The organism is Oceaniglobus roseus (assembly GCF_002869745.1).
GTDB lineage: Bacteria > Pseudomonadota > Alphaproteobacteria > Rhodobacterales > Rhodobacteraceae > Oceaniglobus > Oceaniglobus roseus.
Genome location: NZ_PNOS01000029.1, coordinates 35299 through 49065, shown reverse-complemented (window position 1 = coordinate 49065; position 13767 = coordinate 35299). Strand labels below are relative to the sequence as shown.

The 13767-nt window shown below is 68.1% G+C and carries 14 protein-coding genes; 2 read left to right on the top strand and 12 right to left on the bottom strand.

The window, feature by feature from the left end:
• The first annotated feature begins 47 nt into the window (after positions 1–47).
• Both A7B20_RS14490 and A7B20_RS14485 read left to right on the top strand, forming a co-directional pair.
• The gene (locus A7B20_RS14490) at positions 48–503 is read left to right on the top strand and encodes an RDD family protein (protein ID WP_102109297.1); all 456 of its coding nucleotides are present in this window, start codon (positions 48–50) and stop codon (positions 501–503) included.
• An 82-nt stretch (positions 504–585) separates the two neighbouring features.
• The gene (locus tag A7B20_RS14485; protein WP_102109296.1) at positions 586–1425 is read left to right on the top strand and encodes an arginyltransferase; all 840 of its coding nucleotides are present in this window, start codon (positions 586–588) and stop codon (positions 1423–1425) included.
• 323 nt (positions 1426–1748) lie between these two features.
• Here A7B20_RS14485 and A7B20_RS14480 read toward each other — a convergent pair whose 3' ends face one another.
• The 12 genes from A7B20_RS14480 to A7B20_RS14430 form a co-directional block, all read right to left on the bottom strand.
• A complete protein-coding gene (locus tag A7B20_RS14480; RefSeq protein WP_102109295.1) occupies positions 1749–2087 on the bottom strand; it encodes a hypothetical protein in 339 nt (112 codons plus the stop codon).
• On the bottom strand, positions 2084–2470 hold the full coding sequence (locus A7B20_RS14475; protein WP_102109294.1) for a response regulator: 387 nt from the start codon (positions 2468–2470) through the stop codon (positions 2084–2086). The genes A7B20_RS14480 and A7B20_RS14475 overlap by 4 nt, the downstream gene beginning before the upstream one ends.
• 2 nt (positions 2471–2472) lie before the next feature.
• A complete protein-coding gene (locus tag A7B20_RS14470) occupies positions 2473–3369 on the bottom strand; it encodes a CheR family methyltransferase (protein WP_102109293.1) in 897 nt (298 codons plus the stop codon).
• Positions 3366–3839 carry a chemotaxis protein CheW gene (locus tag A7B20_RS14465; protein ID WP_102109292.1) on the bottom strand — a complete coding sequence of 158 codons (474 nt, stop codon included), beginning with the start codon at positions 3837–3839 and terminating at the stop codon, positions 3366–3368. The genes A7B20_RS14470 and A7B20_RS14465 overlap by 4 nt, the downstream gene beginning before the upstream one ends.
• Entirely contained in the window at positions 3836–5827 is a 1992-nt protein-coding gene (locus A7B20_RS14460; RefSeq protein WP_245866966.1) for a chemotaxis protein CheA, read from the bottom strand. Before A7B20_RS14460 ends, A7B20_RS14465 begins: the two co-directional genes overlap by 4 nt.
• Positions 5730–6062 carry an Hpt domain-containing protein gene (locus tag A7B20_RS21650; protein WP_245866963.1) on the bottom strand — a complete coding sequence of 111 codons (333 nt, stop codon included), beginning with the start codon at positions 6060–6062 and terminating at the stop codon, positions 5730–5732. The genes A7B20_RS14460 and A7B20_RS21650 overlap by 98 nt, the downstream gene beginning before the upstream one ends.
• Positions 6063–6066: 4 nt before the next feature.
• Positions 6067–6435, bottom strand: coding sequence for a response regulator (locus A7B20_RS14455; protein WP_102109291.1), 369 nt, complete (start codon positions 6433–6435; stop codon positions 6067–6069).
• Positions 6432–6707, bottom strand: coding sequence for an STAS domain-containing protein (locus tag A7B20_RS14450; RefSeq protein WP_157937694.1), 276 nt, complete (start codon positions 6705–6707; stop codon positions 6432–6434). The genes A7B20_RS14455 and A7B20_RS14450 overlap by 4 nt, the downstream gene beginning before the upstream one ends.
• A 4-nt stretch (positions 6708–6711) precedes the next feature.
• Positions 6712–7260, bottom strand: a complete 549-nt coding sequence (locus A7B20_RS14445) for a chemotaxis protein CheD (protein WP_102109289.1) — start codon at positions 7258–7260, stop codon at positions 6712–6714.
• Positions 7261–7305: 45 nt separating this feature from the next.
• Positions 7306–9822 (bottom strand): methyl-accepting chemotaxis protein, encoded by a 2517-nt coding sequence (locus A7B20_RS14440; protein WP_102109288.1) that lies wholly within the window; start codon positions 9820–9822, stop codon positions 7306–7308.
• A 25-nt stretch (positions 9823–9847) separates the two neighbouring features.
• Positions 9848–10330 (bottom strand): hypothetical protein, encoded by a 483-nt coding sequence (locus tag A7B20_RS14435; protein ID WP_216641209.1) that lies wholly within the window; start codon positions 10328–10330, stop codon positions 9848–9850.
• Positions 10331–10626: 296 nt separating this feature from the next.
• Complete coding sequence (locus A7B20_RS14430; RefSeq protein WP_102109287.1) at positions 10627–13767, bottom strand: efflux RND transporter permease subunit; 3141 nt, start codon at positions 13765–13767, stop codon at positions 10627–10629.

Here is a 13767-nt window from a genome sequence, read left to right as displayed (position 1 = left end):
GCCCGCTTCGGCGGGCCTTCCGCCCCCCTGCCTCCCGGAGCCCGACGATGACCTTCCACGATCCCGCCCTCGGCCTGCCCGACCCGGACCGCGACGCCGACTTCTACGCGGACGTGGCGACGAAGCGGTTCTTCGCTTGGCTGATCGACGTGCTGCTGATCGGGCTGATCTCGGTGCTGACGCTGCCCTTCACCCTGTTCCTCGGGCTGTTCTTCTTCCCGCTGATCTGGATCACGGTCGGCTTCCTCTACCGCACGGCGAGCCTCGCCAACCGCTCGGCCACGCCGGGGATGCGGGTGATGTCGATCGAGTTCCGCACCGCCCGGGGCGAGACCTTCGATCTGACCGCGGCGCTTCTCCATACCATCGGCTACACGGCGAGCATGACGGTCTTCCCGCTGCAGCTCGTGTCCGTGGTCCTGATGCTGACGACCTCCCGCGGCCAGGGCCTGACCGACCACCTTCTGGGGACTGCGGCGATCAACCGCGCGGCCGCGTCCTGAGAGGGCGCGGATCGACCCACCAAAAGGGTTGGCGGCTGCTGTCTTCGTTGCTAACCTGCCGCGAAACGGACCCGGGGAATCCATGCGCCACACCCTGCCGATCGCGCCGCAGTTCTACGTCACGGCGCCGCAGCCCTGCCCCTATCTCGACGGCCGGATGGAGCGCAAGCTCTTCACCGCGCTGCAGGGCGAGTATGCGGAGAAGCTGAACGATTCCCTGTCCCAGCAGGGTTTCCGGCGCTCGCAGAACGTGCTGTACCGCCCCTCCTGCGCCGAGTGTTCCGCCTGCCTGTCGGTGCGCGTGAAGGTCGACGGTTTCACCCCGTCGCGCACCCAGAAGAAGCTGATGAAGCGCAACGCCGCGCTGCGCCGCGAGGCCAATTCACCCTGGGCGACCGAGGACCAGTTCGCCCTGTTCCGTGCCTACCTCGACAGCCGCCATGCGACAGGCGGTATGGCCGACATGGACATCTTCGAATTCGCCGCGATGATCGAGGAGACGCCGATCCGCTCGCGCGTCGTCGAGTACTCCCGCCCCGGCACCTCCGAACGGCGGCGCGAACTGGCCGCGGTCTGCCTGACGGACGTGCTGTCGGACGGGCTGTCGATGGTCTATTCCTTCTACGACCCGACCCACCCGGCCGAAAGCCTCGGCACCTACGTGATCCTCGATCACATCCGCATCGCGCAGGAGGCCGGGCTGCCCTACGTCTATCTCGGCTACTGGGTGCCCGGCAGCCCGAAGATGGGCTACAAGGCCAAGTTCTCGTCGGTCGAGGTCTATGTCGGGGGCAAATGGCAGCCGATGGGCGACCCGAAGTCCTACTCCGCCGACCTGCACCCCCTCTCGACCGACCCGATCGCCGAGCAGGTCGCCCAGATCAACCTCCCGGACACCCGCCCCACCACGGCGAAGAAGTGAAACCCCGGCTGGCGGCGGGCGTACGGAGTGCGCCGGTCGTGCCTCGAGTCCGACACTTCCCGGGCCTCCACCGTCAGCTTCCGGCGGATCCGAGGGTCTGGGTTCTTGCAGCTTCTGCGCCTCGCTTCGGACACCCGGGGAACCGTTCTGAGGCGCCCTCGCGCGGCCGAGGTAGGATGGGTCATATGACCCATCTTACGGCTCGCCCGCCGGGTGCGAACAGGTCGAAACTGAGCAAGCAGAGCGGCTCTTCCCGATCACTCGGCAGAGTTGGCAGGCTCGGCCTCGGACCCCGCCCCTTGGTCTTGCCCGGGCCCGGCGCCTCAGAAGATGTGCGCGTCCCGCTCCTCCTCCTGGTCGGCAAAGTGGCCGGACAGCGCCTGCCGCACGCGGGCCAGGCGCACCACGCGCAGCGACTCCTCAAGCTCCGGCGCACCACACCTCGGCATTGTTTCGGCCATGTGCAGGGCGAAGCACTTGAGATCGCGGCAGGTCTGCACCATCAGGTCCAGCGTCTGCAACGAGGACGGCGCCGCGTCGGCCGTGCCGGACACCAGTTCCGCCACGCTGTCCTCGAGCCTGAGGCCCATGTCCTCGACCCGTGCCAGTTCCCGGCCCAGACGGTTCAGTACCTCGGACAGCGTCGGATCGGGGGCGATCACAGCGGCCCCGTCACGGTCTCGAGACAGGTCTTCAGTTTGGGCGTGTCGAAGGGTTTGGACAGGAAGTTGTTCAGCCCCCACTTGCGCGCCGAATCCAGCAGCTGCTGGTTCATCGAGCCGCTGATCAGGATGAAGCCGATGCGCGACGTCGCCTTCTGCATCCTGAGTTTCTCCAGCAGCTGGATCCCCGTCAGCCCGGGCATATTCTGGTCCGAGATGACCACATGCACGCCGCGGCGGGTTGCGATGTCGAAGGCTTCGTCGCCGGATTTGCAGAAGTCGACGTTCTTGATCCCGATCTCCTCGAGCGACATGCAGACGAGACCCCGGCTGACGCTGGTGTCGTCGACGACGAGAACCTGGAGGGTATCACGAAGGGACATGGCTAGGCTCCAATTCTGGACTGCGTGGAAGTCGGCCGGCTTCCGGGACGGCGGAACGACGTCGGCCCGTAGAGCTCCAGACGGTCGGCAAGGCTGGGGCCGATCCGTTCGGAATGACCGATGAAGAGACTGCCCTCCTCGTCCAGGACCCGTTCGAGCCCGGTCCAGATCCGCATCTGGATTTCCGGCTCCATGTAGATCGTCACGTTGCGGCAGAAGATCGCGTCGAACGGGCCGCGCACGGGCCAAGGCTCCATGAAGTTGAGGTAGCGGAACGAGACGAGGTCGCGCAGGGGCTGGCGGACGCGCACCTGCGAGGGGCCGGGGCCCGGTTCGAACATGAGGCGGGCCAGGTCCGCCGGCACGTCTCGCGCCGCTTCCGCCGCATAGATCGCGGCCTTCGCCCGGGTCAGCATCGCCGTGTTGATGTCTGTCGCGAGGATGCGGAAATCGTGCTGTCCGGCGTCGGGGAAGGCCCGCAGCACGGTCGCTGCCATGCTGTAGGGTTCCTCGCCGCTGGAACAGGCGGCCGACCACAGCCGCACCCGGCCGCCCTCCCGCGCCTTGCGGATCAGCCGCGGCATCTGCCCGGTCTCGAGCAGGCGGAAATGGCCCTCCTCGCGGAAGAACCGCGTGGTGTTGGTGGTCAGCGCGTCGATCATCCGCTTCTGTTCCTCGGCCCCCTGGGGGCCAGTGACGAAGTCCAGATAGGCTTCGAAGCCCGGAAGCCCGAGCCGCTTGAGATGCTTGGAAAGCCGCGACACAACCAGTTTCTGCGCCCCGTCGGCCAGGCAGATGCCGCTTTGCAGGCGCATGATCCGTCCGATCCTTTCGAACTGCGCGTCCGACAGGGGAAAATCCGTCCCCGCCGCGGGTGTGGACAGTGCCGCGCCGGTCATGCGACTTCCGACTCCTCGGTGATGGCCGCGGCCAGCATGTCGATGTTCAGCACCCGGAGCGTCTGGTGGCGCGACGCGATGATACCCTTCACGTAATTCCCGGCTGCGGTCCCGCCGACCTGGGGCAGCGGCTGGATGTCCTCGGGAGCGGCGCTCACGATGTCGGACACGGCGGTGACAAGGAAGCCGACGGTCTGCCGACCGATCAGCGCGATGATGATGACGTTGCGCGCTTCGGGTCGGCAGGCCCCGAGCCCGAGACGCGCCGAAAGGTCGACGATCGGCACCACGGCGCCGCGCAGGTTCATCACCCCCAGCACGTCTGCGGGCGAATGCGGCAGGACGGTCACGTTGGTCCAGCCGCGGATCTCGCGCACCAGCATGATGTCCATGCAGAAATCCTGCTGCCCGACGGAAAAGGTGATCAGCTCGTGCTTGCCGGCCCGCGCCGGATCGTTCTCGTGGATCATGCGGATTTCCTCGCTTGCGGTGGGGTCGGCAGGGCGGGCGTCCCCTGCGTGATCTCGTCGAGGTCCACGATCAGGGCGATCTGGCCGTCTCCGAGGATCGTGGCCGCGGCGACATAAGGCACATGGCCGTAATTGGACTCGAGGCTCTTGATGACCACCTGGCGCTGGTCATGGATCCGGTCCACCGCCAGCGCCCGCTGTTCGCCGCGATCGTTCTCCACCAGCAGCAGCACGCCTTCGCGTTCCAGCGCGCCGGACCCGCCGGCGTAATCGAAGACAGCGGCCAGGTCGATGACGGGAATCATCAGGTCGCGCACCGAGATCATCCGCGCCTCCGGGCCGATCCAGTGCAGTTGCGACGGTTGCGGCCGGATGGTTTCGACGATCGCCGAGATCGGTACGACCATGGTCTGCCCGCCGACGTCGACGATCATGCCGTCGAGCACCGCGAGGGTCAGCGGCAGGCTGATCGAGATCGTCGTCCCCTGACCCGGTTCCGAGATGATTGCCACCCGGCCGCCGAGGCTGCGGATCTCGTTGTTGACCACGTCCATGCCGACGCCGCGCCCCGACAGGTTGGTCACTTTGCTCGCGGTGGAGAAGCCGGGCGTGAACAGCAGGCGGTCGATTTCGGCGGGAGAAAGGTTCGCGTTCGCGGGCACCAGCCCCTTTGCGATCGCCGAGGCCAGGACCTTGTCGCGGTCGACGCCGCCGCCGTCGTCCTTGACCTCGATCACGACGCGACCCGACCGGTGCGCCGCCGAAAGCGTGACGGTGCCGGTGGGATCCTTGCCGGCCGCCCGGCGACGCTCCGCATGCTCCAGCCCGTGGTCGATGGCGTTGCGCAGGATGTGCGTCAGCGGATCCACCAGACGCTCGATCACCGTGCGGTCGACCTCGGTGTCCTCCCCCTCGGTGACGAACCGCACGTTCTTCTCGGCGATCTGGGCGGTCTCGCGGACAATGCGGCCCATCCGCTGGAACAGCGGTTTCACCGACTGGGCGCGGATCGCCATCACCCCTTCCTGGATCTGCCGGGTCAGGGTGCGGAATTCCTCGAGGGTCGACGCCATGCGCCGGTCGCTCGCGAGGCCGGCCTCGACGATGGACTGGTTCATGACCGACTGCGTGATGACCAGTTCGCCGACCATGTTGATCAGGGCGTCGACAAGTTCGAGGTCGACCCGGACGGTCGCCCGGGAACCCGTCTTGACCGCCTTGTCGGGCTGCGCCCGGTCCGCAGCGCCCTGTGGCGCATCGACCTGCTCCGTTCCCCTCGCGGGTCCGGCGGGGCCGGTCGAGAGCGGTTGCATATCGATCGGCACTGGGTCGTTGGACGCGATGTCGGCCATGGCCCCCGGCGCGGGCGCCCTCTCCGGCGCAAGGGCATCGGAGCCGGAAGTGCCGGACTCCGTCCCCGCCGGGTCGTGGCCGTCCTCCTCGATCCGGATTTCCGCGAAGGGTTCGGCAAACTCGAAGATCTCCTGGATCTCGGTCCGCGTCTGAGCCGTGTCGAGCGTCAGGGTCCAGACTATGGCAGGCGCATCGGCGTCCCAGGCTGCGGCGGCGTCCAGCTGCGCCTCGACGTTCAGCTCTCCCAGGGCCGCGAGTTCCCGGAACAGATGGACCGGCTCGTGCCCGTTTGCGAACAGCTCGGCCGTTGGTGCGAAGGTGATCCGGTGGCGCCGGAACGCCGCAGCCTCCTGCCCCGGCGGAACGAAGGAGAAGTCCAGCGCCGTCGGGGTGAACTGTGCCAGGAGATCACCGTCGGCGGCCGCATCTCCGGAGTCGTCCGGCGAGGCCGGTGAGGCCGCAGCCGGCTCGGCTGCGCAGGACAGGGCGAGGATCTCGTCGATCTGGCGGCGCAGCGCAGGTTCGTCCCACATCTCGTCATCGGCGCCCAGCGCGACGAGGTCGGCCAGCCGATCCGCCGCGCGGTAGAAGACGCGCAGGATCTCGGGGGTCAGGTGCAGCTTGCCGCTGCGCACCTCGTCGAGGATCGTCTCGAAGGCATGGGCGAACCGGGTGATCCCGTCGAGGGAGAAGGACGCGGCGCCCCCCCTCCATCGAATGCACCGCGCGGAACATCTGGTTCACCGTCTCGGCATCGGGGTCGGCGCCCGGCGGCAGCGCCTCGATCGCGTTCAGCCCGTCGGTGAGCTGCTCGAGCTGCTCCTCGCATTCGACGAAGAAAAGCTGGCGGATTTCGCTGAGACTTGCCATGTCGTCAGACCCTTGCAACCCGGCGGATGGCCGAGATGAGCCGCGCGTCGTCGAACGGCTTGACGATCCAGCCGGTGGCCCCGCTCATCCGGGCGCGATTCTTCATCTCGGGGCTGCTTTCGGTGCTGAGCACGAGGATCGGCACCGTGGCGGCGCAACGGGAGCCGCGCACCGCCTCGATCACGCCGAAGCCGTCGAGACGGGGCATGTTGATGTCGGTGATGATGACATCGGGCGCCGCGGCTTCCAGCTGCTCGACCGCCTCGGCCCCGTCCTCGGCCGTGGCCACCCAGAACCCGGCCTTCTCCAGCGCCGCACGCAGGAGATCGCGCATCGTGCGCGAATCGTCGATCGCAAGAACGCGAATATTCATTGGGCGATTTCCTCTCCAAGAACCGCGGCCGCAAGGCCGAGGATGCGCAGGTCGTCCTCCATGTCGCGCGAGACCCGGACCGTGACGCTGCGCCCTTCGCCCCGCGCCGCGGCGGCGAAGCGGGCAAGCGTCTCGGCGGCGCGGGCCCCGATCGAGCGGACGTGGCGGCCGTCGATCCGTGCCGCCGGACCGGTTGCGGCACGAAGGCTGCGGCGCATGTCTTCCACGGCGGACGACGGCAGTCTCTCTGCCAGTACGATTTCGGCACTCATCGTCTCACTCCTCGAAGAACTGGACATCGCTCGCCCGCGGGGACCGGACCGGCACCTCCTCGCGGTCGATCCGGTCCACCAGCCTCTGGCTCACGCGGCCGGTCGTGGGGTAGTAGCGCAACCGCCGGGCCTGGCTGCCGCCAAGGCTCATCGAGCGGCAGGGGATGCCTTCGGCGGTCAGGAAGCCCAGGGCAAAACGTCCGTTCTCCTCGCCGATGTGCCCCATGCGCCCCCCCATGGTGGCCCCTCCGAACAGTTTCGCCTCCATGCGCGGCTTCCTCGCCCCGAGCTTGAGAAGGCCGTTGATCAGCACCTCCATGGCGTAGAAGCCATAGCGTTCCGACGGCGCGATCCCCTCGGGACCGGCGGCGAGGAGGAAGTGGTTCATGCCGCCGACCCGGGCCACCGGGTCGAAGAGGCAGGTCGCGACGCAGGAGCCAAGAAGGGTCGTCAGCACGACCGAAGGGTCGCCGCTGACCCGGAACTCGCCCTGCAGCACCAGGAGTTCCCTTTCCTGCCCGGTGTCGCGCAGTCGGGGTTCGATCACCGCCATGTGCTGCCTTTCCCTGTTCGCCGATCCGGCGCGCCGCGACCCATCTCAGAAATCCGTCCAGGTGCCAGTGGCGACGCCGATGTTGCCCTCGCTGCCCTCTCGCGCCGTGTCGGAGGCCGGCCTTGACGGACGGGACGGTGCGGCCTGGCGCGGCTTCTTCGTCGGCATCTGTACGACCTTCTCGGAAAGCCTGAAGTGTCCGATCGTCTCGACCAGCGACACCGCCTCGCTGCGCAGCGCGTCACTGGCCGCGGTGGTCTCTTCCAGGCGCGCCGCGTTCTGCTGGGTCGACTGGTCGAGCTGGTTCACCGACGAGTTGATCTCTTCCAGTGTCAGCGCCTGCTGCTTCGCAGAGCCCGCGATCTCCGAAACCTGGCCGGAGATCTCGCTGACCGAGGCAACGATGCGGCGCAGCGCCTGGCCGGTCTCTCCGACCAGGTCGACGCCGACCTTGACCTGCGCCCCGGAGGCGGCGATCAGGCCGTTGATCTCGCGCGCGGCTTCGGAAGAGCGCTGTGCCAGCGCACGGACCTCCGAGGCGACGACAGCGAAGCCGCGTCCTGCCTCGCCGGCCCGGGCCGCCTCGACCCCGGCGTTCAGCGCCAGCAGGTTGGTCTGGAAGGCGATGTCGTCGATCACCTTGATGATCGAGGCGACCTTTTCGGACGAGGTCGCGATCTCGTCCATGGCCGAGACGGTCTTCAACACCACCTGGCCGCTGGCCTCGGCGTTGGATTTCGCCTCCGTCACCATGGTGTCGGCCTTCTGGGCGCTCTCGGCGGCGCCGCGCACCGCACCGGTCAGGGCGTCGAGCGCCGCGGCCGCCTGTTCCAGGGTCGCCGCCGTGCTCTCCGTACGCCGCGACAGGGTTTCCGCGGTGCCGCTGATGTCCTGGGACTCGCTGCGAATGGTCTCCGCCCGCTCGGCGATGCCGCTCAGCGCCTCGCAGAGCCGTTCCACCGCACGGTTGTAGTCCTCCCGCAGTTCCTCGTAGCGGGCGGCGAAGGGGGTCGGCAGAACGGCGCGAAGATCGCCGTCACTCAGACGCTTCAACCCGACCTGAAGCGCGGCGACGACATCGGCACGCTCGCGATCGCTTTCGTCGCGCTCGGCCCGGATGCGTTCGGCTTCGGCCTTGGTCTCGGTCACGTCGCGGCCGAGGAGGAACAGCCGGTAGGGCTTGCCGTCGGTCCCCTGCACCGAGGTCACGCTTCCCTCGAGGGTCAGATCGGCGCCGGTGACGCTGCGCATCCTCATCTCGCCGACGAAGGCGCTGTTCTCCGCAAGCTGCGCAATGATGGCGTCGCAATCGCCGGGCGAGAGGCTGCGCAGCGTCATGCCGCGCCCGCCCCCCTCGCCGGTGCCGATGGTCCGGGCGAAGATGTCGTTGGCGGCGGTCAGCCGACCGTCGGGCGTGAATTCGGCGCGCAGCTGGGTGACGTTGATCGCGTCGATGAGCGCGATGTCCTTCCACTGCTCGGAGATGTCCTGCCATTCCAGGACGCAGCCGATCTGGTGGCCCTCCGCATCCTCGATCGACTGGATGTTCAACGCCAGCCGTGTGTCGCCCATCGCGATCGTGGAGGAGACGCCGTCGCGGGTGAGATCCAACATGCGGTTGCTGCGCGGATGGAAGTAGGACAGCGGCTTGCCGACCAGCGCGGCGGCGTCGAAGCCGGGGAAGCGCTTGCGGAACTCGTCGACATGCTTGTTGCAGAGCGCCTCGAAGGACGGGTTGACCGCAAAGATCTCGCCCGCCTCGTCGGCGAGCACCATGGCGGCGGAAGAGTTCTTGAACGCCTCGCTCTTGAACCGGGCCTCGCGCCCGGCCACGGCGGCGGCCGCGAGGTCTTCGCGCAGATGGTCCACGCTGCGCGAGAGGACGCCGAATTCGTCGCCGCGTGCCTGGCCCGCGATCGCGGTGTCGTACTCGCGACGGCGCAAGGCGTCGACATTGCCGGTGAGCGCGGCCAGCGGCTTCAGGACCAGGGCGCGGAAGGCCAGGAAGGTCGCCGCAAGGGCAATCAGCGCGACGATGGCGGCGATCGCGAGCGCCCGCATCTCGAGATCTGTCGAGAAGTCCTGCAGTCGCGCCGTGCTCCACCGGGTCGTCATGGAACCGACCACCCGGTCGGCGCCGTAGGTCAGCGGATAGGCCACGAGGCGCTGATCGTCGTCGATGACCGCCCCTTGGGCCCCGATCGCGGTGCGTCCGAAGTCGATCAGCGCATCTGCGCCGTCGCCGCGCCGCACCACCGGCTGCCCCTCGGCATTCAGGATCAGGACATCGGTGAAATTGCCGTTGGAGGCCGTCACGTACTGATCGACAAGCTCCTGCACCGCGTCCCCCTTGTCGAAGGCGACGGGGGCCGGCAGCAGCTCCGACATCATCCGTCCCTGCACCCGCGCATCGGACGACACGGCCTCGACCGTGAACTTGTCGAAATCGCGCCCGTGCAGGTATGCCATGATGAAGACCACCGCGGCGATGGACAGGATCACGGCGATCGCGAACTTGAAGGCGATGGAACCGCCCAGTCGCAGCTTGTCTGTTGACGTCATGTTCGGGCCCTCCTCCGGTCCAGGCTCAGTAGAAAGCGCCGGCGTCGAGACCGAAGGTCACGGCGCCGACCGGCTGCCCGAGGGCGGGATCGACCAGGGTCACGGAGATCTGCTGCTGGTAGATCTGGCTGGATTCGTCGAACTCGATCTCGGCGACGTGGATGGCTGCGGCGCCCTTGGGGTAGGTCTCCTGGAACTTCGCCTCGTCGCCCTGCCAGTAGTCCGAGGTGACGGCGCTGATGGCGGCGTTCATGCCCTTGTTGTCCATCACGATGATCTCGGTGATCTGGCCATTGGAAGCCTCGACCATGGCGCGCAGCGCGGCCGAGGCCGGCGACTCGGTCATCGCCGTGATCATGCCGTCGTTGGTGGTCCCGACCTCGGCCCGCCATTCGGCATCGGCGACGAGGATCGCGGCCTCGTCCATGGCGGCATGGCGGTTGTTGCCGGCGGCGACGGCCGCCAGGACATCCGGCGTGGCGGCGAGCGTGGCAAGCTGGCTGCGCACGAAGGCGATCGCCTCGGGCTCGGCCGCCTGAAGGGGGCAGCGGCCAGCGCGAAGGTGAAACCGAACGAGAGACTGCGGAGGCGGGAAAACATGGATCGGTCCTCTTGGGGAGCGACGCGCGGGCGTCGTGACGGGACCGTTATCGGTGCGAACTCTTTAGGCGCGGTTAAGGGCGCCCGGGCGGGTTCGCTCGAATTGCCGCATTTGTCGTGGGCGCCGCCCCGGGAACGCGAAAGGCGCCCGCCGGGCCGGCGGGCGCCTTTCCGGCGCGTCGTGTTCCGGTCCTCGCCCGTCCGTCAGGCGGGTTCGGCCGCGGACCGGGCCTTGCCGTCGTTGCCGTCGCGCACCTTCGCCGCGCCGGTCAGACGGGCGATGGTGACGAAGAACAGCGGCACCAGCAGCACCCCGAGCACGGTGGCCGAGATCGTGCCGCCCAGCACCCCCGCACCGATCGCCTGCCGCCCGCCCGACCCCGCGCCCGAGCTTAGCACCAGCGGAACGACCCCGAGCGAGAAGGCCATGGAGGTCATGATGATCGGGCGGAACCGCTGCTGCGCCGCGTGGACGGTCGCCTTGAACAGCGGTTCCCCGGCCTCCAGCTGCTCGCGCGCGAACTCGACGATCAGGATCGCGTTCTTGCCGGTCAGGCCGATCACGACCAGCAGGCCGACCTGGAAGAAGACGCCGTTGTCGAAGCTGCCGATATAGGCCGCGCAGAGCGTGCCGAGCACGCCGATGGGCATGGCGAGCATCACCGCGAAGGGGATCGACCAGCTTTCGTAGAGGGCGGCCAGCGCCAGGAACACCGCCGCGAGCGACAGCGCATAGAGCAGCGGCGCCTGGTTGCCGCTCTGCTGCTCCTCCAGCGAGAGCCCGGTGAAGGCCGCCTGGAAGCCCGAGGGCAGCTGCGCCACCAGCCGCTCGATCTCCGCCAGCGCCTCGCCCGAGGAGACGCCGGGCGCGGGCGAGCCCTGGATCTGCATCGACGGCACGCCGTTGTAGCGGTTCACCCCCTGCGGCCCGTAGACCCAGTCTGCCGTGGCGAAGTTGGAGAAGGGCACGAGACCGCCGCTCGCGTTGCGCACCCGCCACTTGGCCAGGTCCGACGGCGTGGCCCGCGCCTCGGCCTCGCCCTGGACGTAGACGCGCTTGATCCGGCCGCGGTCGATGAAGTCGTTCACATAGCGGCCCGCCCAGCCGATGGTCAGCAGGTTGCCGACATCGGTGGCAGAGACGCCCATGGCCCCCGCCTTCCGCCAGTCGATGTCGAGGTTGAACTGCGCCGCGTCCTCCAGACCGCTCGGCCGGGCGGAGGCGATCTTCGGGCTCTGCGCCAGCATTCCCAGAAGCTGGTTTCGCGCCGCCAGAAGCTCCTCGTGGGTCTGGCCGCCCCGCGCCTGGAGGTAGAAGTCGAAGCCCGAGACGTTGCCGAGCTGGCTGACCGAGGGCGGCACGATCGGGAACACCATCGCGTCCTGGATCTGGCTCAGCGCTCCGAAGGCGCGCCCGGCCAGCGCCTGCACGCTCTGGCTCGGCTCCGTCCGCTCGTCCCAGTCCTTCAGCCGCACGAAGGCCAGGCCCTGGTTCTGCCCCTGCCCTGCGAAGCTGAAGCCCGCGACGCCGAAGACCGAGGTCACGACATCGCTCTCCTGGTCCAGGTAGTAATCCTCGACCCGCTGCACGACGTCGAGCGTGCGCTGCGCCGTCGCGCCGGTCGGTGTCTGGATCAGGGTGAACAGGATCCCCTGGTCCTCGTCGGGCAGGAAGCCGCCGGGCGTCCTGAGGAACAGGAACACCGTCGCGGCGATGATGGCGAGGTAGAACAGGCCGTTCCTGACCGGGCGGCGCACGATCCAGCCGACGAACTTGCCGTAGCCCCGGGTCGTCGCGCCGAAGCCGCTGTTGAACCAGCGGAACGGCCCCCGCGCCTGCCCCTTCTTCGGCTTCAGCAACGTCGCGCAGAGCGCCGGGGTCAGCGTCAGCGCCATCACCACCGACAGCGCCATGGCCGAGATGATGGTGATCGAGAACTGCTTGTAGATCACGCCGGTCGAGCCCGGGAAGAAGGCCATGGGCACGAACACCGCCGTCAGCACCACGGCGATGCCGATCAGCGCGCCGGTGATCTCGTCCATCGACTTGCGCGTGGCCTCGACCGGGCCGACGTCCTCCTCCTCCATGATCCGCTCGACGTTCTCGACCACCACGATGGCGTCGTCGACGAGAAGGCCGATCGCCAGCACCATGGCGAGCATCGTCAGCGAGTTGATCGAGAAGCCCGCGGCGGCGAGGATTCCGAATGTGCCGAGCAGCACCACCGGGACGACGAGGGTGGGGATGATCGTCGCGCGGAGGTTCTGCAGGAACAGGAACATCACGAGGAAGACCAGCACCACCGCCTCGAACAGGGTCTTCACCACCTCCTCGATCGAGATCAGCACGAACGGCGTCGTGTCGTAGGGAATGACATAGCTCATGCCCTCGGGGAAGAAGGCCGCCAGCTCGTCCAGCCGCGCCTTCACGGCGTTGGCGGTGTCCAGCGCGTTGGCCCCGGGGGCGAGCGAGATCGCCATGCCGCTGGCCGCGTTGCGGTTGAAGCGGGGGATGGTGGAATAGTTCTCGGCCCCGATCTCGACCCGCGCCACGTCGTTCAGCAGCACGAGCCCGCCGTCGGTCTCGGCGCGGATCACGATCTGGCGGAAGTCCTCGGGCGTCCTCAGCAGCGACTGGGCGGTGATCGTCGCGTTCAGCTCCTGCCCCTCCACCGCGGGGCGCGACCCGAAGGCGCCGGCCGAGATCTGCGCGTTCTCCTCCGACACCGCCGCCACGACGTCCGAGGGCGTCAGGTTGAACGCGGCAAGCTTCGAGGGATCGAGCCAGATGCGCATGGCGTACTGCGCGCCGAACACCTGCACGTTGCCCACGCCGTCGACGCGGCTGATCTCGTTCACGAGGTTGGAGCTGAGGTAATCGGAAAGGTCCGTGGCGTCGTAGGCGCCGGATTCGCCGATCAGGCCGACCACCATAAGGAACCCGGCCGAGGACTTGCGCACCGCCACGCCCTGCCGCTGCACGACGTCGGGCAGCAGCGTCGTCGCCTGCGAGAGCTTGTTCTGCACCTGCACCTGGGCGATGTCGGCGTCGGTCCCCGTCTCGAAGGTCAGCGTGATCGAGGCGCCCCCGGCCGAGGTCGAACTCGACGAGATGTAGCGCAACCCGTCGAGCCCGGTCATCTGCTGCTCGATCACCTGGGTCACGGTGTTGGCCACCGTCTCGGCCGAGGCGCCCGGATAGGCGGCGCTGATCGTCACGGTGGGCGGGGCGATCTGGGGATACTGCGCCACCGGCAGGTTCAGGATCGACAGGATCCCGAGGCCGGAGATGAACAGCGAGATGACCCAGGCGAAGATCGGGCGGTCGATGAAGAAGCGGGCCAT

Excerpts from the sequence above, each read along its gene's own strand:
- A7B20_RS14440 (WP_102109288.1), bottom strand. The coding sequence starts at position 9,822 with ATGACGTCAACAGACAAGCTGCGACTGGGCGGTTCCATCGCCTTCAAG.
- A7B20_RS14455 (WP_102109291.1), bottom strand. The coding sequence starts at position 6,435 with ATGAATATTCGCGTTCTTGCGATCGACGATTCGCGCACGATGCGCGAT.
- A7B20_RS14430 (WP_102109287.1), bottom strand. The coding sequence starts at position 13,767 with ATGGCCCGCTTCTTCATCGACCGCCCGATCTTCGCCTGGGTCATCTCG.
- A7B20_RS21650 (WP_245866963.1), bottom strand. The coding sequence starts at position 6,062 with ATGGCAAGTCTCAGCGAAATCCGCCAGCTTTTCTTCGTCGAATGCGAG.
- A7B20_RS14450 (WP_157937694.1), bottom strand. The coding sequence starts at position 6,707 with ATGAGTGCCGAAATCGTACTGGCAGAGAGACTGCCGTCGTCCGCCGTG.
- A7B20_RS14465 (WP_102109292.1), bottom strand. The coding sequence starts at position 3,839 with ATGATCCACGAGAACGATCCGGCGCGGGCCGGCAAGCACGAGCTGATC.
- A7B20_RS14490 (WP_102109297.1), top strand. The coding sequence starts at position 48 with ATGACCTTCCACGATCCCGCCCTCGGCCTGCCCGACCCGGACCGCGAC.
- A7B20_RS14445 (WP_102109289.1), bottom strand. The coding sequence starts at position 7,260 with ATGGCGGTGATCGAACCCCGACTGCGCGACACCGGGCAGGAAAGGGAA.
- A7B20_RS14485 (WP_102109296.1), top strand. The coding sequence starts at position 586 with ATGCGCCACACCCTGCCGATCGCGCCGCAGTTCTACGTCACGGCGCCG.
- A7B20_RS14470 (WP_102109293.1), bottom strand. The coding sequence starts at position 3,369 with ATGACCGGCGCGGCACTGTCCACACCCGCGGCGGGGACGGATTTTCCC.
- A7B20_RS14475 (WP_102109294.1), bottom strand. The coding sequence starts at position 2,470 with ATGTCCCTTCGTGATACCCTCCAGGTTCTCGTCGTCGACGACACCAGC.